The following is a 20,209-nucleotide window of genomic DNA, read 5'->3' on the forward strand; positions in this document are numbered from 1 at the left end:
GCCGCGCGCCCGCCGCGGCGCGGCCTCGCCCGCGCGCCTCACGGCACCAGGCTGCCGATTTCCTTGAGCGCGCGCTTGAGCGCGAGCAACCTGCGGTCGCGCTCGGCGAACAGCTCCGCCGGGCTGCGGCCGCTCCAGTCGTAGAAGCCGCGGCCCGAGGTGACGCCGGTCGCGCCCGATTCGACCAGCCGGTCAAGCGTCTCCGATCGGGTCCGCGCGGGTGGCGGCGGAACCATCGCGTTGGCGAGCGCCTTCTGCGCGAGCAGAAGCCCGGTGAAGTCGGCCTTCATCAGGTGGCCGAGCAGCGGCATGCGCAGCGCAAGCCCGTGCACGATCGCGGTGTCGATCTCGGCTGCATCCGCAACGCCGGAATCGAGCAGGGCATAGACCTCCATCGAGATGACGGCCTGGATCCGGTTGGCGATGAAGCCCGGAACGAACCGCTTGAGCACCAGCGGCCGCTTGCCCATGCCTGCGTAGAGGTCGCGCAGCCGAAGCGGAATCTCGGGTGCACAGCCTGGCCCCGCGACGATGTCGACAAGGTCGATGATGTAGGGCGGCGTGTACCAGTGCGCGATCGCGGCGCAGTCCTGCCGTGCATCGGGGATCAGAGGGAACGGGTCGAGATAGGAGGTGTTCGAGGCGATGATCGCGCCCCGAGGTGCGAGCCGATCGATGGCGGCGAACAGCGCGCGCTTGGCTTCGGCGTCCTCGGTGATTGCTTCGACGACGAGGCCTGCGCCCTCGAGTGTGGCGGCGAGATCGGCATGGGTGGTGACAGCGGCGGCGAGCCAAGCGTCGCCGTGCGTCGTTTCGCCCGCCTCGCGCAGCGTCGCGAGCGCGGCCGACATCAGCGCCGGCGCGCGCGCAAGCGCAGCGGCATCGGTGTCGGTCAGCCGCACGCGGCAGCCGCCAAGCGCATGCACGAGCGCGAGCGCATGGCCCATCACTCCGGCACCGATGACCGCGACCTTGAGGCTCATCGCAGGCCCCCCCTCAGCATTTCGACGTCGGAATCATGTTCCGCGCCTCTCCATCGACCACATGCGGGCCTGACGGCGCGCCTGACCGCCGCAGCGCTTCCGGCCCGCGCCGTCCGCGCCCGAGATGATCGCGCCGGATGGCTCGTCGGGAAAGCCCGAGTCACCGCACCGGGGCGTGGGCGCGAAGCGCCTCGAGGCTTGCCGCCGCGAGCGGCGGCACGGCAAGGAAGGCACGCCGCGCCGCCTCGGCTCCGTCGCCGCAGGCCTGCTCGAGCGCGCGTGCCGCCTCGGCGAGAGCGGTCGCGCCGAACGTGCCGGCAGCACTTCTCAGCCCGTGCGCGAGATGGGCGACAGCGCTGAGGTCCCCGTCGGCGACAGCGCGCTCGAGCTGGGCGAGCCGCGCCTCCGTCTCCTCGCTGAACACGGAGAGCAGATGCGCCATCCGCCCTGGCCCGACCGCTTCAGCCATCTCGGCGAGCACGGAGGGATCGACCGCGGGCCTCGGTCCCGAAGGCGGCCGCGGCGCGGTCGCACGCCCCGCGAGCGCGCGGGCGACGGCCTCGAGCAGCGTCTTGGGATCGACCGGCTTGGCGACATAGCCGTCCATCCCCGCGGCGAGGCAGGCCTCGCGATCCTCTGGCCGTGCCGCCGCCGTCATCGCGACGATCGGCACGCGGCCCGCCTCTCCGCCGAGGCTGCGGATCGCCGCCGTCGCCTCGAGTCCGGTTCGTTTCGGCATCTGCACGTCCATCAGCACGAGGTCGAACCCGCCGGAGGCGGCGCGCGCCACGGCCGCCTCGCCATCCTCGACGATCTCGACAGCGTAACCGGCGCGGCGGAGCACAGTGGCGGCGACGATCTGGTTGGCCCGGCTGTCCTCGGCGAGCAGGATCCTCCCGAGCGCCCCTGGCCGCGGCGTCGGTTCGAGGGGGCGTGGCACAAGCGGTGCCGCAGCCGGGGTCGGCACGGCTGCGCCCTCGGCCGCGACCGCAAGCGGCAGGGTCACGGTGAAGGTGGAGCCGCGGCCCGGTGCGGAGGTGAGCGTGATCGTTCCCCCCATCAGCGTCACGAGACGGCGGCAGATGGTCAGCCCGAGCCCCGAGCCGCCGAACCGGGCGCCGATCGAGGCGTCGGCCTGGGTCCAGTGCCGAAACAGTTTCGCCTGCACCTCGGGCGGGATGCCGATGCCCGTGTCGGCGACCGCGAGGCGAACCAGCACCCTGTCCTTCCCCTCCGCGCCGAGGCGCTCGGCGGTGACCGTCACGCCGCCGACGGCGGTGAACTTCACCGCATTGTCGACGAGGTTCCGCAGCACCTGGCGAAGACGCTGGGCATCGCCTCGGAGCACCGGCGGCAGGGCAGGATCGAGGCGCGCACCGAGCGTGATGCCCTTGGCGGCGGCGACCGGGGCGGCGAGGTCGAGCACGGCGCGGATCGTGTCAGCAAGCGCGAAGGGGCTGTCGTCGAGCCGAAGCATGCCCGCCTCGATGCGGCTGATGTCGAGGATGTCGTTGATGATCGCGAGCAGGTCCTGGCCGCAGCGGCGTGCGGTCTCGACGTAGCTCCTCTGCTCCTCGGTCAGCTCGGTGTCGCCGAGGAGCGCGAGCGTGCCCAGCATGCCGTTCATCGGCGTGCGGATCTCGTGGCTCATCGTCGCGAGGAAGTCGGACTTGGTCCGGCTTGCCCGTTCGGCGGCGCGCCGCGCGCGTGCGGCACGCTCTTCGGCGCGGCGACGTAGGGTGACGTCGTGCTGGATGCCGATGAAATAGGCGAGCCTGCCGCCCTCGCCGAACACCGGGGCGATGCGGAGTTCGTTCCAGAACCGGCTGCCGTCGCGCCGGTAGTTCACCATCTCGACCGTCACGGGCCTCGCGGCGGCGATCGCGCGCCGAACCTTCGCCACTGCCCGGGGATCGGTCTCCCGCCCCTGGAGGAAGCGGCAGTTGCGCCCGAGCACCTCCTCAGGCGCATAGCCCGTGATGCGCGTGAAGGCCGGGTTGAGGAAGACGATCGGGCAGTCCTCGCGCGACGGATCGGAGATCACGACACCGGTCGGCGCCGCTGCGATCGCCGCCGCAAGGATCGACCCCGCCATGTTCGCCCCTTCGGCTGCGCCGAACTCCGGCAGGGCGGCGTTCGCCGCAGGCCGGGTGTCGCCCGCAGCCTCCGAGGTCATCGGTCGTAGGTCACGAGGCTGTCGAACGGCACATCGAGCCGCGCGCGGCCGCCGAGGAAGGTGAGCTCGATCAGCGCCGCTGCCGCCGGCACGACCGCCCCGACGCGACGAAGGAGCGTGATCCCGGCCGCCATCGTCCCGCCGGTGGCGAGCAGGTCGTCCACCACTACAACGCGCGCCCCGGGAGGCACGAGCCCGTCCTGAACCTCGATCCGGTCGGTGCCGTATTCGAGCGCGTAGTCATGGCCGACCACCCGCCCCGGCAGCTTGCCCCTCTTGCGGAGCATCACGAAGCCAGAGCCGAGCTTCAGCGCGAGCGGGGCGGCAACGAGGAAGCCGCGGCTTTCGACACCGGCGATCAGATCGGGCTGGTGTCGTCGCACGCGCGCGGCCATCCGCGCCATCGCCACCGCCCAGGCCTCGCCATGCGCGAGCAGCGTCGAGATTGTCGTAGAAGAGGATGCCCGGCTTCGGAAAGTCCGGAATGGTGCGGATGTGCTCGCGCAGGTCCATGCGACTCTCCCGGAGGTCGACCCCAGGGGATGCTAGAGCACAGGGCTCGGGCCTGGGAACCACCTGTGCGGCGCCATGCGCTGATCGATCCGAGGCCGTGCCGATTGATCCGGATCAAGGCAGCGCCGGCACGGCCGAGGCGAGGGTGTGGTATGGTGGTGTCAGGTGCGTGCTTGCCCTTCCTTGGCGGTTGCCGGCCGGTCGTGCCATGAGCGGTGCGAGCGAGACCGATGTGTTCATTCCGCCTCTGCGTCCCGAGCCGGTTCGCTTCGAGGACCTCTCCGTCGCGCGGCTCGAGCGGATGGCGGAGGCCGGCCAGAGATTGATCGCAACAGCGCGGATCCTCGCCAAGACCGGTGACTCGGTGGTCAGCGAGGTGACGGGAGCGTGCTGGCCGATCAAACCTTACGCCCACTATCCGGACGGGGACGTGGTGGATGAGGAGAGCGGCGCGCAATTCTTCTACCACGTCCACCCTCTGCCGACGCTCGCGCCCGGAGCAAAGGGCGAGGCCTCGCTCGCCGGCCACTTCCACTGCTTCGCGTCAGTGACCGGGCGCGACCACACCGCTGCTCCGTCGGAGCCGAGGCGTGGGTCGGGGAAGGCGCACCTCATCGCGGTCGAGGTCGACCGGTTCGGCCTGCCGGTCCGGCTGTTCACGACCAATCGCTGGGTGACGGACGAGACCTGGGTCGAGGCCGAGGCAGCGGCGCGGCTCGCTGACCGATTCCTGGTCGAGATCGCGCGGCCGTCGCTTTCGGCGTCGATCTGGATCTCGTCCCTCGTCCGGCTGTTCCAGCCGCAGATCGCCGCTCTGCTCGAGGCGCGCGATGCCGCCGTCGCCGCGCTCGCGCGCCTCAAGCCAGGGCGGGACCCGTTGGAGGACCGCAGCCTCGAAGTGCCCTCGGCGCTTCTGGTCTCCGTCGAGGCGCAGATGGCAGCGGTCCGGGCCGCCCTCGCCCTGCGAAAGGGCTAGCCGCCCTTGGGCCGTGGCGCTGTCGCGCTCCTCGTCGGCCTCGCCGGTTTCGTCGCCTACCTGCTTGTGGTGCTCGAGCTTGCCGCGTTGGTCGCGGGAGCGCATTGGGCGGTCGAGTTGCTGTTCTTCGCGGCGGCCGGGGTGGTCTGGGCGCTGCCTGCGGCGCGCCTGATCCGTTGGGCCGTGGGGAGACGGGCGCGGCGCTGAGTGCTGGGCGAAAGGGGCACCGGCCCCTCCGACACGGAAGCTTCATCGATCCGCCACCGTGGCGTAACCTGCGCGGCCTAAACGCCGCGAGGCCACGAACCCAAGGGAGAGGCGAGAGATGCATCGCAGGTCACTTCTGGCTGGCGCGACCGTCGCGCTGGCGCTTGCCGCTGCGCCCGCGGGCGCGCAGCAGCGGACGGAGATCCAGTTCTGGTACGGCCTCGGCGGCGCGCTCGGCGAGCGCGTCCAGGAACAGGTCAGGCGCTTCAACGAGAGCCAGAACCAGTACACGGTCAACGCGCAATTCCGCGGCGGCTATGTCGAGGTGATGACGGGCGCGATCGCCGCCTGGCGTGCAGGCAACCCGCCGCACATCGCCCAGGTGTTCGAGGTGGGCACGGCGACGATGATGGCCGCAGGGCCGGCCATCAAGCCGGTCTGGCAGCTCTCGCAGGAGACCGGCATAGCCATCGACCCGTCGCGGTATCTGGCCGGCGTGCGCGGCTACTACAGCGACACCCAGGGCAGGCTCGTCTCGATGCCGCACAATTCCTCCTCGGCGCTGATGTGGGTGAACCTCGACGCCTTCGAGAAGGCCGGGATCACCGAGATGCCGCGGACCTGGCGGGAGGTGCGCGCCGCTGCCGAGAAGCTCAAGGCGGCGAACGCGACGCCGTGCGTGATGACCACCACCTGGCCGACCTGGGTGATGTTCGAGCAGCAATCGGCGATCCACGACGTGGCGCTGGCGAAGCCCGCCAACGGGTTCGAGGGCATGAACGTCGAGATGAATCTCGGCGATCCGTTCTTCCTCAAGCACGTGCAGTTCCTGCTCGACCTGCAGAAGGACGGCCTGTTCCGCTATGCCGGGCGGGACAATGCCGCGGGCAATCTCTTCCCCTCGGGCGAGTGCGCGATCGGCTTCGGCTCCTCCGCGGGCCGCGCGCAGATCGAGCGTGACGCGAAGTTCAGGTGGGCCTCGCTGCCGCTGCCCTACCATGACGACTGGCCGGGGCTGAACGGACCCTCGGCGCGTGACACGCTCATCGCTGCGCTCGATCCAGCAGCGCTGACCCCGGAACAGGCGCTCGATGCGCTGAAGGCGATCAAGTCGGCCTCCACGGCGCCCGGGCCCCGCAACGGCATTATCGGCGGCGCCTCGCTCTGGACGCTGACGGCCCGCAACCGCACGCCGCAGGAATACGCCGCCGTCGCCGCCTTCTACGCCTTCATCAGCCGCCCCGAGGAGGATGCGTGGTGGCACCAGGTGACGGGCTATGTGCCGCTGACCACCGCCGCCTACGAGATGTCCCGCGCGCAGGGCTACTACCAGCGCAACCCGGGCGCTGATGCGGCGATCATCCAGCTCAACCGCGCCGCACCGACGCCGAACAGCCGGGGCTTCCGCCTCGGCGGCATGGTCGAGATCCGCAACATCATCCAGGAGGAGCTCGAGAAGGCGTTGCAGGGCCAGCAGACCGCCCAGGCCGCGCTCGAGGCCGCCAACCGCCGCGCCAACGTGGTGCTGCGCAACTTCGAGCGGGCGAACCGCTCCTGAGGCGCGCGGCAGTGCCGCAGCTTCCTGACTGACGGGCAGGGCCGCCCCGCCGCACGGGGCGGCCTCACCCGAGCGGAGGGGCCCCGGATGCAGAGGCGGGTGATCTTCCCAGACAAGGGCCTTCCCTACCTGCTGCTCGCACCGCAGCTTGCGATCACCCTCGTCTTCTTCTTCCTGCCTGCGGGGCAGGCGATCTGGTTCAGCTTCCTGCGCCAGGACGCCTTCGGCATACGCACCGAGTTCGTCTGGTTCGAGAACTTCGCGGAACTCTTCGCCGACCCGCTCTATCTCGACTCGATCCGTGTGACGGTGGTGTTCGCGGCCGGCGTCACCCTGCTCGCGATGTCCGTGGCGCTCGGCCTTGCCGTGCTCGCCGACCGCCAGATCCGCGGCGCGACCGCCTACAAGACGCTGCTGATCTGGCCCTATGCGATCGCGCCGGCGATCGCGGCGATCCTCTGGATCTTCATCTTCCACCCGCAGATCGGCCTCGCTGGGCGTTTCCTCAACGGCATCGGCGTCGCCTGGGACTACAAGCTCAACGGCGCCCAGGCACTGCTTGTGGTCGTGCTCGCCTCGGCGTGGAAGCAGGTCTCCTACAACTTCCTGTTCTTCCTCGCAGGGCTGCAGTCCATCCCGCGCAGCGTGCTCGAGGCGGCAGCGATCGATGGCGCCTCGGAGTCGCGCAGGTTCTGGACAATCGTGTTCCCGCTTCTCTCGCCCACCACCTTCTTCCTGCTCGTGATCAACATCACCTACGCGTTCTTCGACACGTTCGGGGTGATCGACGCCCTGACCAAGGGAGGCCCCGCGAAGGCGACGACGACGCTGATCTACCGGGCCTATATCGACGGCCGGGTGAATCTCGACCTCGGGTCGTCCTCGGCGCAGTCGGTGGTGCTGATGGTCGCGGTGATCGCTCTCACAGCCCTGCAGTTCCGCTACATCGAGCGCAAGGTGCACTACTGATGCACGCCCCTGTCTCCGCCGCCGCGCTTGCCGAGGCAGATCGGGCCACCCGCGCGGCGGACCGGGCGCGGCGCAACGGCGCGCTTGTCACGCATGCAATCCTGATCCTCGGCGTGGCGCTGTTCGCGCTGCCGATCTGGATCGTGCTGATGGGCTCGACCCACGACGCGGCCACGATCAGCCGCGGCGAGGTGCCCCTGCTGCCAGGCGCGGAAGGCCTCGCCAACTACCTCACCGCCTGGGGCGAGGGCTCGGCCAAGACGACGCGCGCTCCGGTCAGCGCGATGATGCTGAACAGTTTCGTGATGGCGCTCTTGATCACCTTCGGCAAGATCGCGATCTCGCTCACCTCCGCCTATGCCGTGGTGTTCTTCCGCTTCCCCGGCAGGATGCTCGCCTTCTGGTCGATCTTCATCACGCTGATGCTGCCTGTTGAGGTGCGAATCTTTCCGACCTTCAAGGTCGTCTCCGACCTCGGCCTCGTGAACACCTATGCCGGGCTGATCGTGCCGCTGATCGCCTCGGCCACGGCGACGCTCCTGTTCCGCCAGTTCTTCCTCACCATCCCCGACGAGCTCGTCGAGGCGGCGAAGATGGACGGAGCCGGTCCGTTGCGCTTCTTCAAGGACGTCGTGCTGCCGCTCTCGACCACGAACATGGCGGCGCTGTTCGTCATCATGTTCGTCTATGGCTGGAACCAGTATCTCTGGCCGCTCCTGATCACCACGACCGGCGACGTCGAGACGATCGTGATCGGCATCGTGCGGATGCTCGGGTCGGAGGCCGACACCGACTGGCACATCGTGATGGCGACAACGGTGATGGCGCTCCTACCCCCCGTCGCGGTCGTGATCCTGATGCAGCGGTGGTTCGTCAAGGGCCTCGTTGAGAGCGAGAAGTGAGAGGGCGCGCATGGCCACACTGACCATCGAGGGCGTGCGCAAGGATTTCGGCGGAACGCAGGTCCTGCACGGCATCGACCTCGCGGTGGGCGAGGGGGAGCTGATCGTGATCGTCGGCGCCTCGGGCTGCGGCAAATCGACGCTTCTGCGCATCGTCGCCGGGCTCGAGACCGCGACCTCGGGGCGGATCCTGATCGACGGGGTGGATGTGACGCGCCTCGAACCGAAGGACCGCGACATCGCCATGGTGTTCCAGAACTACGCCCTTTATCCGCACATGAGCGTGTTCGACAACATGGCCTACGGGCTCAGGATCAGGGGGCTGCCGAAGGCCGAGATCGCCGCGCGCGTGCGCCAGGCGGCCGACCTCCTCGGCATCGGCGGTCTGCTCGAGCGGCGGCCGCGCCAGCTCTCGGGCGGGCAGCGCCAGCGCGTGGCGATGGGCCGGGCGATCGTGCGCGAGCCGAAACTGTTCCTGTTCGACGAGCCGCTCTCCAACCTCGACGCCAAGCTCCGGGTCGCGATGCGCGCCGAGATCAAGCGGCTGCAGCGTCGGCTCGGTGTCACCTCGCTCTACGTCACGCACGACCAGGTGGAGGCGATGACGCTCGGCGACCGGCTGGTCGTGATGCATGCGGGGCGCGCCGAGCAGGTCGCCACCCCGATGGAGGTGTGGTCGCGGCCCGCCAACACCTTCGTCGCCGGGTTCATCGGTGCGCCGGCGATGAACTTCCTCGCCGCGACCCTCGCCCCGGGTGGCGAGGCGGCGGTGCTCAAGGCCGGGCCTACCCTCCCCTTCATCGACGGCCGCCGCCCGCTCCCGGACGGGGCGCCGCTGACCATCGGCATACGCCCCGAGCATCTCGTCGTCGCGTCCGACGGGCCGTTCGCGCTCAGGGTCGACCTCGTCGAGCCGCTGGGCGCCGAGAGCCTCGTGCACGGGCTGCTTCCTTCAGGCGAGGCGCTGACGGTGCGCCTCAGCGGCTCCTCGCCTCTGCCCGGGGCGATCCTGCCGCTCTCGGCACCGCCGCTGAACATTCACGTCTTCGAAGCAGAGAGTGGGCGGCGCGTCGATGGGCTTCACCTGCCGCGCAACCCGCAGGCACAAGGCGCGGTCGCCGGCGCCTCCGTTGCCAATGGCGCCGCCGATCGGTAACACTCCGCGCCACCCTGCTCCGGGCCGGGGGCAGGCGGGCAGATGGAGGCGATGATCGAGGACGCGCGCCCATCCGCGCTCGGAAGATGGGGAGAGCCCCCGCCGGTGGGGCGATGACCCGCGACCAGGCCGAGACGCGCTGCGAGCCGCCGGGCGGCGAGACCGTCGCCCATGAACTTGTGCGTGTGCCGCCGCCCACCGTCACCCGCGATGAGATCGACCTCCTGATCCGCCGCGCCGGTCTGACCTTGAACGCCGGGCAGAAGGCGGATCTGGCGGTGGCGTACCAGCACATCGTCACGCTCGCCGCGAAACTGCCGAGAGCCCGCCCCTTCGCGGACGAACCGGCCTTCGTGTTCCACCCGCCCCTCCCGAGCCCCCCGATCCCTCCAGCCTGGCAGCCGGCGGCGACCGCAACCACGAAACCGGCAGGGAAGAAGCCGGTCGCCACCCGCACGAAGGGCGCGCGCAAGGCTGCCGCGGCGGCGAAGGCGGCCGCCCAGCCGACGGCGGCGCGGAAGGTCAGGCCCGCCAAGCCGACCGGGGCAAGGGGAGGGAGAGCGAAGCGGCGCGCCGCGAAGGGCCGGACGAAGCCCGCCCGGCGCACATGAGAGGCTCCGACGTCCTCCACCATCTGTCGATCGCCGATGCGGCAGGGATGATCCGCGCCCGACGGCTCTCGCCCGTCGAGCTCGCCCGTGCGCTTCTCGACCGGATCGAGCGTCTGAACCCGCGTCTTGACGCCTATCTCACGGTGACCGCACAGGGCGCGATTGCCCAGGCGCGCGCGGCCGAGAAGGCGCAGATGCAAAGCGCGCTGAAGGGGCCGCTGCACGGCATCCCGCTTGCCTACAAGGACATCTATGACACGGCCGGTGTGCGGACGACGGCGCAGTCGCGCCTTCTCGAGGCGAATGTCCCGGCCCGCGACGCAGAGGCGATACGCCGCCTCCACGAGGCGGGGGCGGTGATGCTCGGCAAGCTCGCCACCCACGAGTTCGCCATCGGCGGCCCTGCCTTCGACCTGCCGTGGCCGCCAGCCCGCAACCCCTGGGATACCGAGCGCTTCACCGGCGGCTCCTCCTCCGGCTCGGGCGCTGCCGTCGCGGCCGGGCTCGCTCTCGGCTCGCTCGGCTCTGACACGGGCGGCTCGATCCGCTTCCCGGCCGCCTATTGCGGCATCGCTGGCCTCAAGCCCACCGCCGGGCTGGTCAGCCGGCGCGGCGTCATTCCCCTCTCGCCGAGCCTCGACACCGCCGGGCCGATGGCCTGGACGGCGGAGGACTGTGCGATCCTGCTCGACTCGATCGCCGGCTACGACCCGCTCGACCCGGCCTCCGTTCCCTCCACCCCGCCGCCCGGCGGCTATGCCGCGGCGGCGCGCCGCGGCGCGAAGGGCCTGAAGGTCGGCATCATCCGCCGCTTCTACGAAACCGATCTTCCCGCCTCGGCCGAGGTGATCGAGCAGATGGGGGAAGCCGAGCGCCTGCTTGCGGATCTCGGCTGTTCCGTCGGCACGGCCGACTGCCCGCCGCTCGCTGCCTTCAACGCCGCCAACCGCCTGATCATCACGGCGGAGGCCTTCGCCCTCCACGAGGCCAAGCTGATCAGCCGCCCGGAAGCCTACAGCCGCGCGTTCCGCGTTCGGGTGATGGCGGGGGGGGTCATGCGCGCGGTGGACTACATCCAGGCGCAGCGCCACCGCCGCAGCCTCGCGGCCGAGCTCAACGCCCTGTTCGACCAGTTCGACGTTCTCGTGACGGCAGCAACACCAGGGCCGGCGCCGAAGCTCGCCGATGTGTCGCTCGACGAGGGCTTGGCACGCCCGACCTACGCCGCACCGGCGAACATCTCGGGGGGGCCGGCGATGTCGGTCTGCTCGGGCTTCGCTCCGAACGGGTTGCCGCTCGGGCTGCAGATCATCGGCCCGCCCTTCGGTGAGGCGTCGGTGCTGGCCCTCGGGCATGCGGTCGAGGAGGCCTCCGGCAGCCGCTCCCGCCGCCCGTCCCTCTGAGCCGCCGGCCGCGAAACCCATGTGCGGCCGCTATTTCCTGTCGCGCCCCCCGGCGGCGCTCGCGCGCCTGTTCCGCACCGTCGATCCGGTTCCTAACGCCCCGCCCCGGTTCAACGTCGCCCCGACCCAGGACAGTCTCGTGGTGCGCCGCAACCCCGAGACCGGCGCGCGCCATCTCGACCTGCTCCGCTGGGGGCTCCTGCCCATCTGGGCAAAGGATGCGGCGATCGGCTCGCGGATGATCAACGCCCGTGCCGAGAGCCTTGCGGAGAAGCCCGCCTTTCGCGACGCCTATGCGAAGCGCCGCTGCCTCGTGCCGATCGACGGGTTCTACGAATGGGCCGAGGTCCCGGGGCAAAGGCGCAAGCAGCCCTACGCGGTCGCGCTTCGGAGCGGCGAGCCGATGGCGCTCGCGGGGCTGTGGGAGCGCTGGCGCGCGCCGGACGGGTCGATCCTCAGGACCTTCGCGGTCGTCACCTGCCCCGCGGCCCCTCTTCTCGCCCGGCTGCACGAGCGCATGCCCGTGGTGCTCCCGCCCGAGACCTGGCCGCTCTGGCTCGGCGAGGCAGAGGGAGACCCGGCGTCGGTGCTTCGGCCGATGGACGGCTCGGCCTTTCGGATCTGGCCCGTCTCCACCCGCGTCAACGCGGTGCGCGAGGACGACGCGGGGCTCCTCGAGCCGGATCCGGATGCTCCCGCAGTGCCCGGCCTGGAGCAGGCGGAAGGGCTTGGGCTTGTGCCGGAGGGCTGACGCCGGCGGCGCCGCCGCCACGGCCCCGAGGCCGGAGCCCCGTCCGCTCAGTGCGGCGCCACCAGAATGGCGCGGATGTCGTTGACGTTGGTGAGCGTCGGCCCGGTGACGACGAGGTCGCCGCAGCCCGCGAACAGGCTGTAGCTGTTGAACCCGGCCGCGAGCGCCGCCGGGTCGAGCCCTGCGGCGCGGGCGCGCGCCAGCGTATCGGGCGCCACGATCGCGCCTGCCGCGTCCTCGGTGCCGTCGATCCCGTCGCTGTCGCCGGCGATCGCCCAGATCCCCCGGGCGCCCTTGAGCGCGAGCGCAAGGCCAGCGAGGAAGGCCGTGTTGCGTCCGCCGCGCCCGGGCCGCACTGACCCGATCGTCACCGTCGTCTCGCCGCCCGAGAGCAGGACGCAGGGCGGAGCGGCGGGGGTGCCGTGGGCCGCACAGGAGAGCGCGATTCCGGCCATCACCGTGCCCATCACCGTGCTCTCGCCTTCGAGCGCATCGCCGAGGATGAGCGGGGTGAGGCCGCGTGCGCGAGCGGCCGCGGCGGCGGCTTCGAGCGCCATGCGCGCGGTCGCGATCAGCCGGAACTCGGCGCGGGCGAGCCGCGGGTCGCCCGGCTTTGGGGTCTCGTCCCGCGCGGCCGCGAGATGGGCGGCGACCGGCTCGGGAAGGCTGATCTGGTATTTCGCGACGATGGCTCGGGCGTCCGCGAAGGTCGTCGGGTCGGGCACGGTCGGCCCCGAGGCGATCACCGCCGGGTCGTCGCCGGGCACGTCTGAGATCGCGAGCGTGACCACCCGCGCCGGCGCGGCGGCGGCGGCAAGCCGCCCGCCCTTGATAGCGGAGAGGTGTTTGCGGACCGCATTCATCTCCCCGATCGTGGCGCCGGAGGCGAGCAGCGCGCGGTTCACCGCCTGCTTGTGCTCTGCCGTCAGCCCCGGCGCAGGCAAAGACAGAAGCGCCGACCCGCCGCCCGAGATCAGGGCGAGCACGAGGTCGTCTTCCGTGAGGCCCGAGACCGCGTCGAGCACCGCGCGTGCCGCTGCCTCGCTGCGCGAGTCCGGAACCGGGTGGCTCGCCTCGAGCACGCGCACGCGCCGCGTCGGAACCGCATGCCGGTCGGGCGTCACCACAACGCCTTCGACCGGCGCACTCCAGGCTTCCTCCGTCACCTGCGCCATCAGGGCGGCGGACTTGCCGGCGCCCACCACGACGGTTCGGCCGCGCGGCCGGTCGATGGTGGCAAGGGCGGGAGGCAGCACGACGCGCGGGTCGGCCGCCGCGATGGCCGAATCGAAGATCGCTCTGAGCGCCGCCCGCGCCGCCCCGTCGGTCCACTCCACCCTGGCATCCTCCCGCTTGCCTTGTCCGGGCGGCGGAGTATGGCGAAGGGTATCCGCGCGCGCCATCTAGGCGCAGGTCGCCCCAAGCGGGGGCAAGGAGCGTTAGAGGAGCTAGGCCATGGCCGCACCCGAGTTCGACGAGGCAACACGCACCGCCCTCGAGGCCGCCGCCTTCAGGCGGCTCGTTCAGCACCTGCGCGACCGCACCGACGTGCAGAACATCGACTTGATGAATCTCGCGGGCTTCTGCCGCAACTGCCTCTCCAAATGGTATCGCGCCGCCGCCGAGGAACGCGGGCTTGCGCTCACCTATGACGAGGCGCGCGAGATCATCTACGGCATGCCCTACAAGGAGTGGCAGGCCCGCTATCAGAAGGAGGCCTCGGCCGAGCAGCTCGCCGCCTTCGCCGCCAACGCGCCGAAGGATCATTGACCTCCGTCATGGTCCGGCGCTGCGCGCTGGCGCCAGATGCGAAAGGAGGGCGGGACGCTTCGTAGCGCGGCTTGAAGCGACCGGCGGTCGCCGCTATCCCTCCCGCCCCCGGACGGAGACGCGCCCATGGCCAAGGCAGCCGAGAAGCGAGCGGAGAACGAGACCTACGGCATCGCTGCCGACAGGCTCCGAAGCCTCGTCGAACGCATCGAGCGGCTCGAGGAGGAGCGCAAGGCGCTCGCCGGCGACATCCGTGACATCTATGCCGAGGCGAAGTCGGCCGGGTTCGACGTCAAGGTGCTGAGGCAGGTCATACGCCTCCGCCGCCAGGACCAGGCGGAGCTCGAGGAGCAGGAGACGCTGCTCGATCTCTACAAGCGTGCGCTCGGCATGGCCTGAACCGCCCGGCCGGCGCAGGAGGGACGGGGAGGCGTGCTTGAACCGTCCTCTCCGCTGTGGCAATCAGCCGCCGAGCCTGTGCGGGCTGCTGTAGCTCAGTGGTAGAGCACTCCCTTGGTAAGGGAGAGGTCGAGAGTTCAATCCTCTCCAGCAGCACCATCGGCGTCCGTGCTGCTGCGCACGCGCTGACGCAACGGTTCGCATCGACGCTTCGCCGACGTCGGCGCGCGGCGGCGAGGGAAGCCTGAGGGGCTTGGCGGGAGGGGGTGCACGGTGCGGGAGTGGTCGAACCGCTTCGGCGATCCCGCCCTTCCGCTCCGGCTTGAACCGCGACGCCAGCGCGCGGCACGCTGACGTCGCCGTCCCTGGTTGTGATTCCCCGCCATGCACGTCGTCTGCCCGAGCTGCGATGCCCTCAACCGGCTCCCTCCCGAACGCCTCGCGTCGCGGCCGAAATGCGGCGCCTGCGGCGCGCCGCTGTTCCAGGGCAAGCCCGTCGCTCTCGATGCAGCGCGGTTCCGCCGGCATCGCGACCGTGGCGACCTGCCGCTGCTTGTCGATTTCTGGGCCTCCTGGTGCGGCCCCTGCCGTGCCATGGCACCGCAGTTCGAGGCGGCGGCAGCGGCGCTCGAGCCAGAGGTGCGTCTCGCCAAGGTCTCGACCGAGGAGGCGCCGGAGCTCGCCGCCGCGCTCCAAATCACCGGCATCCCGCTGCTCGTGCTGTTCAGGGGCGGCCGCGAGGTCGCCCGCCAGGCTGGGTTGATGCCCGCCGCACGGATCGAGGCCTGGACGCGGGCGCATCTGTAGGCGGCGCGACCGCGGAAGATCGCGCCGGCGGAACGACCGGTGTGCGCAACAGCTCGGCGAGCAGCGGGTTCGGGAACCGCCGGCGCGCGGTGATGGCGTAGAAGCTCTCGGCAAGCCCCGGCACCGCCGCGCGCTCCTCGAGCAGCCCGGCGCGCAGCTCCTCGAGCACCACGATCGGCGGCACGAGCGTCACCCCCTCGCTTTCGCGCGCGAGCAGCCGCAGCATCGCCATGTCATCGACCTCCGCTACGACGACGGGGCGGATCCCCGCACGATCGAGCATCAGGTCGAAGCCCTGGCGTATGCTGCTCTCCCGCCCCGGCAGCAGAACCGGCGTCGCCCGCAGATCATCAGGGAAACGGAACGGCCCGGCGCCGGGGCGGCCGACCAGACTCACGGGCTGCTCGGCAAGCAGCACGGCCGTGCGCTCCGCCGCCGCCTCGTGCGCGACCGGCACGTTCGACAGAACCACATCGAGCGACAGCGAATCGAGCCGTGCGAGCAGCTCCCGGAGCGAGCCGCTCTCGACAACGATCTCGACATCGTTCCGGCCAAGGAAGGGGCGCAACAGCTCGAGCTGGAAGTTTCGCGACAGCGTCGCTACGGCGCCGATCCGCAACAGGCGCCGGCTCTGGCCGAAACTGCCCCGAAGCGCGTCGAGGAGCTCCTCGCCGGTGCGGAAGATCCGCTCCGCATGGTCGAAGGCGATCCGCCCCGCCTCGGTCAGCTCGAGACGCCTGCCCTTGCGCTCGAACAGAGGCTCGCCGAGCTCCGCCTCGAGCGCGCGCAGCTGGGTCGAGAGCGCCGACTGGGCGATCCGGAGCCGCTCGGCGGCGCGGGTGAGGCTGCCCTCGCGCGCGATCGCCCAGAAATGCCGCAGGTGGTGGTAGTTCAGGGGCGCCATTGGACGCTTCTGTCAGAACGAACATACGATTTCAATCTTTGTATTTTACTGAATGATGTCGCCCGGGCTACCCATCCGCGCCGCTCGAACGCCGCTCGCGAGGTTTCGCCCCGATGCGCACCCTCCTTCCCGTCCTGGCCGCCCTCGGCCCGCTGCTTCTGGTGCTGCTCGGCCTCGTTCCCGCCGCCGCGGCCGATCGCGCGTCGAGGCGCATGCGGCTTGCCGTCACGGCCGCCGCGGGCATCGCCGCGCTCTCCGCCGCCGTCGTGGCGCTGGCGCTCGCCCTTGGCGGGCGCGCCCTCCCCGGTGCGATCATCCAGCTCGACTCTGTCTCGGCGACGATGCTGCTTCTCGTCTCGTCGATCGGCGCGGTGGTGGCCGACTACAGCCGGCGCTACCTCGACGGCGATCCGGGCCAGGGCCGCTTCATGAAGTGGCTCGCGCTCACCCTCGCCTCTGTGCTCGCGCTCGTGATCGCGGGCAACCTCCTCCTGCTCGCCGCCGCCTGGGTCGCGACCAGCCTCTGCCTCAACCGGCTGCTGCTGTTCTACGGCACGCGGCCGGGGGCGGTGCTCGCAGCCCGCAAGAAGGCGATCGTCTCGCGAGTGGGGGATGCCGCACTCGTCCTGGCCTTCCTTCTCTTGTGGCAGGGGTTCGGAACACTTGGCGTCGCCGAGCTCCGCGAGGCGGCCTCTGCCCTTGCCGCACGCGGCGAGGGGGGGCTCCTCGTCGGGGTGATCGCGCTCCTGCTCGCGGTCGCCGCCGTGCTCACGTCGGCGCAGTTCCCGGCGCATGGCTGGCTGATCGAGGTGATGGAGACGCCCACCCCCGTCTCGGCGCTGCTGCACGCTGGCATCATCAACGCCGGTGGGTTCCTGATCATCCGCTTCGCCGACGTGGTGGCTCTCTCGCCGGCCGCGCTCGACCTCTTGCTGATCGTCGGGGCCGCCACCTCCGTGATCGGGGCGGCGGTGATGCTGACGCAGACGAGCGTCAAGGTGGCGCTTGCGTGGTCCACCGTCGCGCAGATGGGCTTCATGGTGATGCAGCTCGGCCTCGGCGCGTTCGCCGCGGCGCTTCTGCACATCGTCGCGCACGCCCTCTACAAGGCCCATGCCTTCCTCTCCTCGGGAAGCGTGGTGGCGGCGCGCCGCCCCGCGCCTCTTCCGCCCTTGCCGAAGCGCGTGCTTCTGCCGGCGCTCTGCGTCGCGGTGGCGATCGTTCTCGCCGTCGGTGCGGCGCTTGGGATGCCTGCGGCCGAGGCTCCGGCGGCGGCGGTGCTCGGCTCGGTTCTCGTGATGGCTCTCGTGCCGACGCTCGCGACCGCCGCCGCCGCGCCCGGCTCTGCGGCCTTCGTGCTCAGGGCCTGGGCGATGGCAGGCGGCGTGGCCGTTCTGTGGTTCGGGCTTCAGGCCGGGGCGGCGGCCCTGTTCGCGTCTGCCCTGCCGGAGGCAACGGCGCCGCGGTCGCTGTTCGCCGCACTCTTGTGCGTGCTCACTGTGCTCGCCTTCGCCGCCCTGCTCGTGCTCAACGTCGCGCGGCGCTCTCCCGTGCCGGGGCGGCTCTTGGGCGCGCTCTACGTCCATCTCCTCAACGGGGCCTATGTGAACGCGGCGATAAACGCCCGGCTCGCTCGGCCCGCTTCTGCCAAGGGAGGCCAGTGATGCCCGACGGCTCTTTCGCCCTGCCGCGGCTTGCGCTCGAGGAGCGGGCGCGCCGCGCCTGCGCCCGCGTCGCACCACTCTGGCCGCTGCGCGATTTCGTCGCGGTCAACCCGTTTCTTGGCCTCGCCGACCGGAGCTTCCTCGAGGCGGCTGTGACGCTCCGAAGGGTGGCCGGGCGCGACCTTCTGCCGAAGCCGGAGGGGGCGAGCATCGAGCCTCCTTCCGTTTCCCCGCGTGCTTTGACGGTGGCCGACGTGCTGGACGCCACCCTCGGCACCGACTGGTCGCGCCGCGTCACCGACGAGATCGGCAAGTGGGCGGCGGCATGGTCGGACGAGGGCCAGGCCGCGTGGCCGATGCCCTGGCGCGACCTGCCCTTCTACGCCGCCTGGCGCGCTGCCATGGCGCATGACCGCGCTCCGGAGGCGATGGGGCTTGCCGGGTTCCGCAAGACCATCGCGGCCATGCCCGAGGATCCGGTCGAGACCATTGCGGCGACGCTCGAGATGATCGACCTCGGGCCGGAGGCGTCCGACGACTACCTCCACCGCGCCCTGCTCTCCGTCGCCGGCTGGGCCGGGCTGTTTCGGCAGAAGGGGTGGGCGCGCGAGCTTGCGGGCGAACCCGACGACACGGTGCTCAACCTGCTCGCGGTTCGGCTCGCCTGGGACGCGGCTCTGTTCACCCTTCACGATGTCCCGCGGTTCCGCTCGGCCTGGGCGGACCGTCTCGCCGCTCCCGACCCCGAGGCGCCCGATCTCTCTGCTGCGCTCGCCGCCGTCGAGGCGCGAGAGGCCTCGTTCCGCCGCCGGATCATCGACCGCCTCGGGCCCGATCCCGCGCGTCCCGCGGCACCGCTCGCCCAGGCCGTGTTCTGCATCGACGTCCGCTCCGAGGTCTATCGCCGCGCGCTCGAGCGTGTCGCGCCCGAGGTCGAGACTTTCGGCTTCGCCGGCTTCTTCGGCTTCGCGGTCGACTATGTGCGGTTCGGCGATGGCGCAGGGTCGGCCCAGTGCCCGGTTCTGTTGCGCCCAGGCGTGACGATCTGCGAACGGGTGGCAGGCGCCGCCCCGGCGGAGGCCGAGCGGATCGCGGCGAAGATGGTGCTGTCGCGACGGCTTGCCGATCTATGGTCGGCCTTCCGCTCCTCGGCCGTTTCCTGCTTCGCCTATGTCGAGACGATCGGCCTTGCCGCCGCCGCGGGGCTGCTGCGCGGCGTGCTGCGCCGGCCCGCGTCGGAGGGCGGGCTAGCCGCGCTCGCGCCCGACCTCTCGCCGCGGAGCTGGAACGGCCGCTCCACCGGTATGGCGACGGCGCAGCGGATCGATGCGGCCGAGACGGTCTTACGCGCGATGTCGCTCACGGATGGCTTCGGCGGAATCGTCCTGCTCGTGGGCCACGGGGCCCGCACAGTGAACAACCCGCATGCTGCGGGGCTCGATTGCGGCGCCTGCGGCGGGCATTCGGGCGAGAGCAATGCGCGGATCGCGGCCGCGGTTCTGAACGACCCGCTGGTGCGCCAGGGTCTTGCCGAACGCGGCATCGTGATCCCCGCCGATACCTGGTTCGTCGCCGGGCTGCACGAGACGGTGACGGACGAGATCACCCTGTTCGACACCGATCGCGTGCCGCCCTCGCAGGTCGGGACCCTCGAGACGCTGCAGCGGGCGCTCGCCGAGGCCTCCGCCCGCACGCGTGCCGAACGCGCGCCGCTGCTCGGCCTCGCGTCGGAAGCGGACGCCTCCGCCGACACCGCCCGGCGCTCGGCAGACTGGTCGGAGGTTCGGCCCGAGTGGGCGCTCGCCAACAACGCCGCCTTCATCGCCGCGCCGCGCGCGCGCACGCGCGGTCTCGACCTCGGCGGGCGTGCCTTCCTGCATACCTATGACTGGCGACAGGATCGCGGCTTCAGCGTGCTCGAGCTGATCATGACGGCGCCGATGGTGGTCGCGAACTGGATCAACCTCCAGTACTGGGGCTCGACGGTGGACAACGAGGCCTGGGGCAGCGGCAACAAGACGCTGCACAACGTCGTCGGCCTCTTCGGCGTGCTCGAGGGTCAGGGGGGAGACCTGCGCACGGGCCTTCCCTGGCAGTCGGTGCATGACGGCACGCGCTTCGTACACGAGCCGCTTCGTCTCTCCGTGTTCATCGAGGCGCCGGAGGAGGCGATGGATGAGGTGCTCGCGCGTCATGACGCGGTTCGCCGCCTCGTCGACAACGGCTGGCTGCACCTCTTGTCAATCCGCCCGGACGGAACGGTGGCACGACGGCTTGCCGAGGGCCGCTGGGAGCCGGAGACCACGCGCGCTCTCGAGGAGGTTGCCTGAGGCGAAGGTTTCGGCGCCTCGCCCTGCGCGGGGCGCTCCGGCGCGCGCAGCGAAGAGGGCGTTGACGCCGGCGTGTCGAGGGCCGAGGCGAGGGCGTGCACGCCTCGGCCACGGCTCGACGACTGGCTGC

Annotated in this window: 17 protein-coding genes, 1 tRNA gene and 2 pseudogenes; 15 read left to right on the forward strand and 5 right to left on the reverse strand. The window is 71.1% G+C overall.

What is annotated here, in order from left to right; translation table 11 throughout:
- Positions 1-38 precede the first annotated feature (38 nt).
- The 3 genes and pseudogenes from KO353_RS10805 to KO353_RS10815 all read right to left on the reverse strand — a co-directional run bounded on the left by KO353_RS10805 (position 39) and on the right by KO353_RS10815 (position 3,672).
- Complete coding sequence (locus KO353_RS10805; RefSeq protein WP_218284699.1) at positions 39-983, reverse strand: 3-hydroxyacyl-CoA dehydrogenase family protein; 945 nt, start codon at positions 981-983, stop codon at positions 39-41.
- A gap of 160 nt (positions 984-1,143) precedes the next feature.
- The gene (locus KO353_RS10810; protein WP_218284700.1) at positions 1,144-3,159 is read right to left on the reverse strand and encodes an ATP-binding protein; all 2,016 of its coding nucleotides are present in this window, start codon (positions 3,157-3,159) and stop codon (positions 1,144-1,146) included.
- Positions 3,156-3,672 (reverse strand): annotated as a pseudogene (locus tag KO353_RS10815) (adenine phosphoribosyltransferase). The gene KO353_RS10810 and the pseudogene KO353_RS10815 overlap by 4 nt, the downstream one beginning before the upstream one ends.
- A gap of 208 nt (positions 3,673-3,880) precedes the next feature.
- On the opposite strand from KO353_RS10815, the gene KO353_RS10820 reads away from it, so the two are divergent.
- The 9 genes from KO353_RS10820 (at position 3,881) to KO353_RS10860 (ending at position 12,205) form a co-directional block, all read left to right on the forward strand.
- Complete coding sequence (locus KO353_RS10820) at positions 3,881-4,648, forward strand: DUF6969 family protein (protein ID WP_218284701.1); 768 nt, start codon at positions 3,881-3,883, stop codon at positions 4,646-4,648.
- Between the two features lie 6 nt (positions 4,649-4,654).
- Complete coding sequence (locus KO353_RS10825; protein ID WP_218284702.1) at positions 4,655-4,855, forward strand: DUF2842 domain-containing protein; 201 nt, start codon at positions 4,655-4,657, stop codon at positions 4,853-4,855.
- A gap of 118 nt (positions 4,856-4,973) precedes the next feature.
- Positions 4,974-6,413 (forward strand): extracellular solute-binding protein, encoded by a 1,440-nt coding sequence (locus tag KO353_RS10830; protein WP_218284703.1) that lies wholly within the window; start codon positions 4,974-4,976, stop codon positions 6,411-6,413.
- Positions 6,414-6,500: 87 nt separating this feature from the next.
- The gene (gene ugpA, locus KO353_RS10835; RefSeq protein ID WP_218284704.1) at positions 6,501-7,382 is read left to right on the forward strand and encodes a sn-glycerol-3-phosphate ABC transporter permease UgpA; all 882 of its coding nucleotides are present in this window, start codon (positions 6,501-6,503) and stop codon (positions 7,380-7,382) included.
- Positions 7,382-8,284, forward strand: coding sequence for a sn-glycerol-3-phosphate ABC transporter permease UgpE (ugpE, locus tag KO353_RS10840; protein WP_218284705.1), 903 nt, complete (start codon positions 7,382-7,384; stop codon positions 8,282-8,284). Before ugpA ends, ugpE begins: the two co-directional genes overlap by 1 nt.
- A gap of 10 nt (positions 8,285-8,294) precedes the next feature.
- The gene (ugpC, locus tag KO353_RS10845) at positions 8,295-9,440 is read left to right on the forward strand and encodes a sn-glycerol-3-phosphate ABC transporter ATP-binding protein UgpC (RefSeq protein ID WP_218284706.1); all 1,146 of its coding nucleotides are present in this window, start codon (positions 8,295-8,297) and stop codon (positions 9,438-9,440) included.
- Positions 9,441-9,553: 113 nt separating this feature from the next.
- Positions 9,554-10,051 (forward strand): hypothetical protein, encoded by a 498-nt coding sequence (locus KO353_RS10850; RefSeq protein WP_218284707.1) that lies wholly within the window; start codon positions 9,554-9,556, stop codon positions 10,049-10,051.
- Complete coding sequence (locus KO353_RS10855) at positions 10,048-11,454, forward strand: amidase (RefSeq protein WP_218284708.1); 1,407 nt, start codon at positions 10,048-10,050, stop codon at positions 11,452-11,454. Before KO353_RS10850 ends, KO353_RS10855 begins: the two co-directional genes overlap by 4 nt.
- A 19-nt stretch (positions 11,455-11,473) precedes the next feature.
- On the forward strand, positions 11,474-12,205 hold the full coding sequence (locus KO353_RS10860) for an SOS response-associated peptidase (RefSeq protein WP_218284710.1): 732 nt from the start codon (positions 11,474-11,476) through the stop codon (positions 12,203-12,205).
- 47 nt (positions 12,206-12,252) lie between these two features.
- On the opposite strand, the gene KO353_RS10865 is transcribed toward KO353_RS10860, so the two are convergent.
- Entirely contained in the window at positions 12,253-13,542 is a 1,290-nt protein-coding gene (locus tag KO353_RS10865; RefSeq protein WP_235691807.1) for a glycerate kinase type-2 family protein, read from the reverse strand.
- Between the two features lie 118 nt (positions 13,543-13,660).
- Between KO353_RS10865 and KO353_RS10870 the strand changes: the two genes are divergently transcribed.
- The 4 genes from KO353_RS10870 (at position 13,661) to trxC (ending at position 15,181) form a co-directional block, all read left to right on the forward strand.
- Complete coding sequence (locus tag KO353_RS10870; protein WP_218284712.1) at positions 13,661-13,975, forward strand: DUF1244 domain-containing protein; 315 nt, start codon at positions 13,661-13,663, stop codon at positions 13,973-13,975.
- Between the two features lie 126 nt (positions 13,976-14,101).
- Positions 14,102-14,374: a DUF2312 domain-containing protein gene (locus KO353_RS10875; protein ID WP_218284713.1), complete on the forward strand. Its 273-nt coding sequence runs from the start codon at positions 14,102-14,104 to the stop codon at positions 14,372-14,374.
- Between the two features lie 84 nt (positions 14,375-14,458).
- Positions 14,459-14,533: transfer RNA gene (locus KO353_RS10880), tRNA-Thr, on the forward strand.
- Between the two features lie 225 nt (positions 14,534-14,758).
- On the forward strand, positions 14,759-15,181 hold the full coding sequence (trxC, locus tag KO353_RS10885; RefSeq protein ID WP_218284714.1) for a thioredoxin TrxC: 423 nt from the start codon (positions 14,759-14,761) through the stop codon (positions 15,179-15,181).
- Here the strand turns inward: trxC and KO353_RS10890 are convergent.
- On the reverse strand, positions 15,099-16,085 hold the full coding sequence (locus KO353_RS10890) for a LysR family transcriptional regulator (RefSeq protein ID WP_218284715.1): 987 nt from the start codon (positions 16,083-16,085) through the stop codon (positions 15,099-15,101). The genes trxC and KO353_RS10890 overlap by 83 nt on opposite strands.
- A 113-nt stretch (positions 16,086-16,198) precedes the next feature.
- On the opposite strand from KO353_RS10890, the gene KO353_RS10895 reads away from it, so the two are divergent.
- Positions 16,199-17,749: a proton-conducting transporter transmembrane domain-containing protein gene (locus tag KO353_RS10895; RefSeq protein WP_218284716.1), complete on the forward strand. Its 1,551-nt coding sequence runs from the start codon at positions 16,199-16,201 to the stop codon at positions 17,747-17,749.
- A 62-nt stretch (positions 17,750-17,811) separates the two neighbouring features.
- Positions 17,812-20,079, forward strand: a pseudogene (locus KO353_RS10900) (YbcC family protein); the annotation flags it as partial.
- Positions 20,080-20,209: the final 130 nt, after the last annotated feature.

The organism is Elioraea tepida, from assembly GCF_019203965.1.
Lineage (GTDB): Bacteria > Pseudomonadota > Alphaproteobacteria > Acetobacterales > Acetobacteraceae > Elioraea_A > Elioraea_A tepida.

Bases quoted from the DNA above. Each gene is read 5' to 3' on its own strand.
- KO353_RS10895 (WP_218284716.1), top strand. From the start codon at position 16,199: ATGCGCACCCTCCTTCCCGTCCTGGCCGCCCTCGGCCCGCTGCTTCTG.
- ugpC (WP_218284706.1), top strand. From the start codon at position 8,295: ATGGCCACACTGACCATCGAGGGCGTGCGCAAGGATTTCGGCGGAACG.
- ugpE (WP_218284705.1), top strand. From the start codon at position 7,382: ATGCACGCCCCTGTCTCCGCCGCCGCGCTTGCCGAGGCAGATCGGGCC.
- KO353_RS10875 (WP_218284713.1), top strand. From the start codon at position 14,102: ATGGCCAAGGCAGCCGAGAAGCGAGCGGAGAACGAGACCTACGGCATC.
- KO353_RS10810 (WP_218284700.1), bottom strand. From the start codon at position 3,159: ATGACCTCGGAGGCTGCGGGCGACACCCGGCCTGCGGCGAACGCCGCC.
- KO353_RS10860 (WP_218284710.1), top strand. From the start codon at position 11,474: ATGTGCGGCCGCTATTTCCTGTCGCGCCCCCCGGCGGCGCTCGCGCGC.
- KO353_RS10830 (WP_218284703.1), top strand. From the start codon at position 4,974: ATGCATCGCAGGTCACTTCTGGCTGGCGCGACCGTCGCGCTGGCGCTT.
- KO353_RS10890 (WP_218284715.1), bottom strand. From the start codon at position 16,085: ATGGCGCCCCTGAACTACCACCACCTGCGGCATTTCTGGGCGATCGCG.
- KO353_RS10870 (WP_218284712.1), top strand. From the start codon at position 13,661: ATGGCCGCACCCGAGTTCGACGAGGCAACACGCACCGCCCTCGAGGCC.
- trxC (WP_218284714.1), top strand. From the start codon at position 14,759: ATGCACGTCGTCTGCCCGAGCTGCGATGCCCTCAACCGGCTCCCTCCC.
- KO353_RS10820 (WP_218284701.1), top strand. From the start codon at position 3,881: ATGAGCGGTGCGAGCGAGACCGATGTGTTCATTCCGCCTCTGCGTCCC.
- KO353_RS10855 (WP_218284708.1), top strand. From the start codon at position 10,048: ATGAGAGGCTCCGACGTCCTCCACCATCTGTCGATCGCCGATGCGGCA.
- KO353_RS10850 (WP_218284707.1), top strand. From the start codon at position 9,554: ATGACCCGCGACCAGGCCGAGACGCGCTGCGAGCCGCCGGGCGGCGAG.
- KO353_RS10805 (WP_218284699.1), bottom strand. From the start codon at position 983: ATGAGCCTCAAGGTCGCGGTCATCGGTGCCGGAGTGATGGGCCATGCG.
- ugpA (WP_218284704.1), top strand. From the start codon at position 6,501: ATGCAGAGGCGGGTGATCTTCCCAGACAAGGGCCTTCCCTACCTGCTG.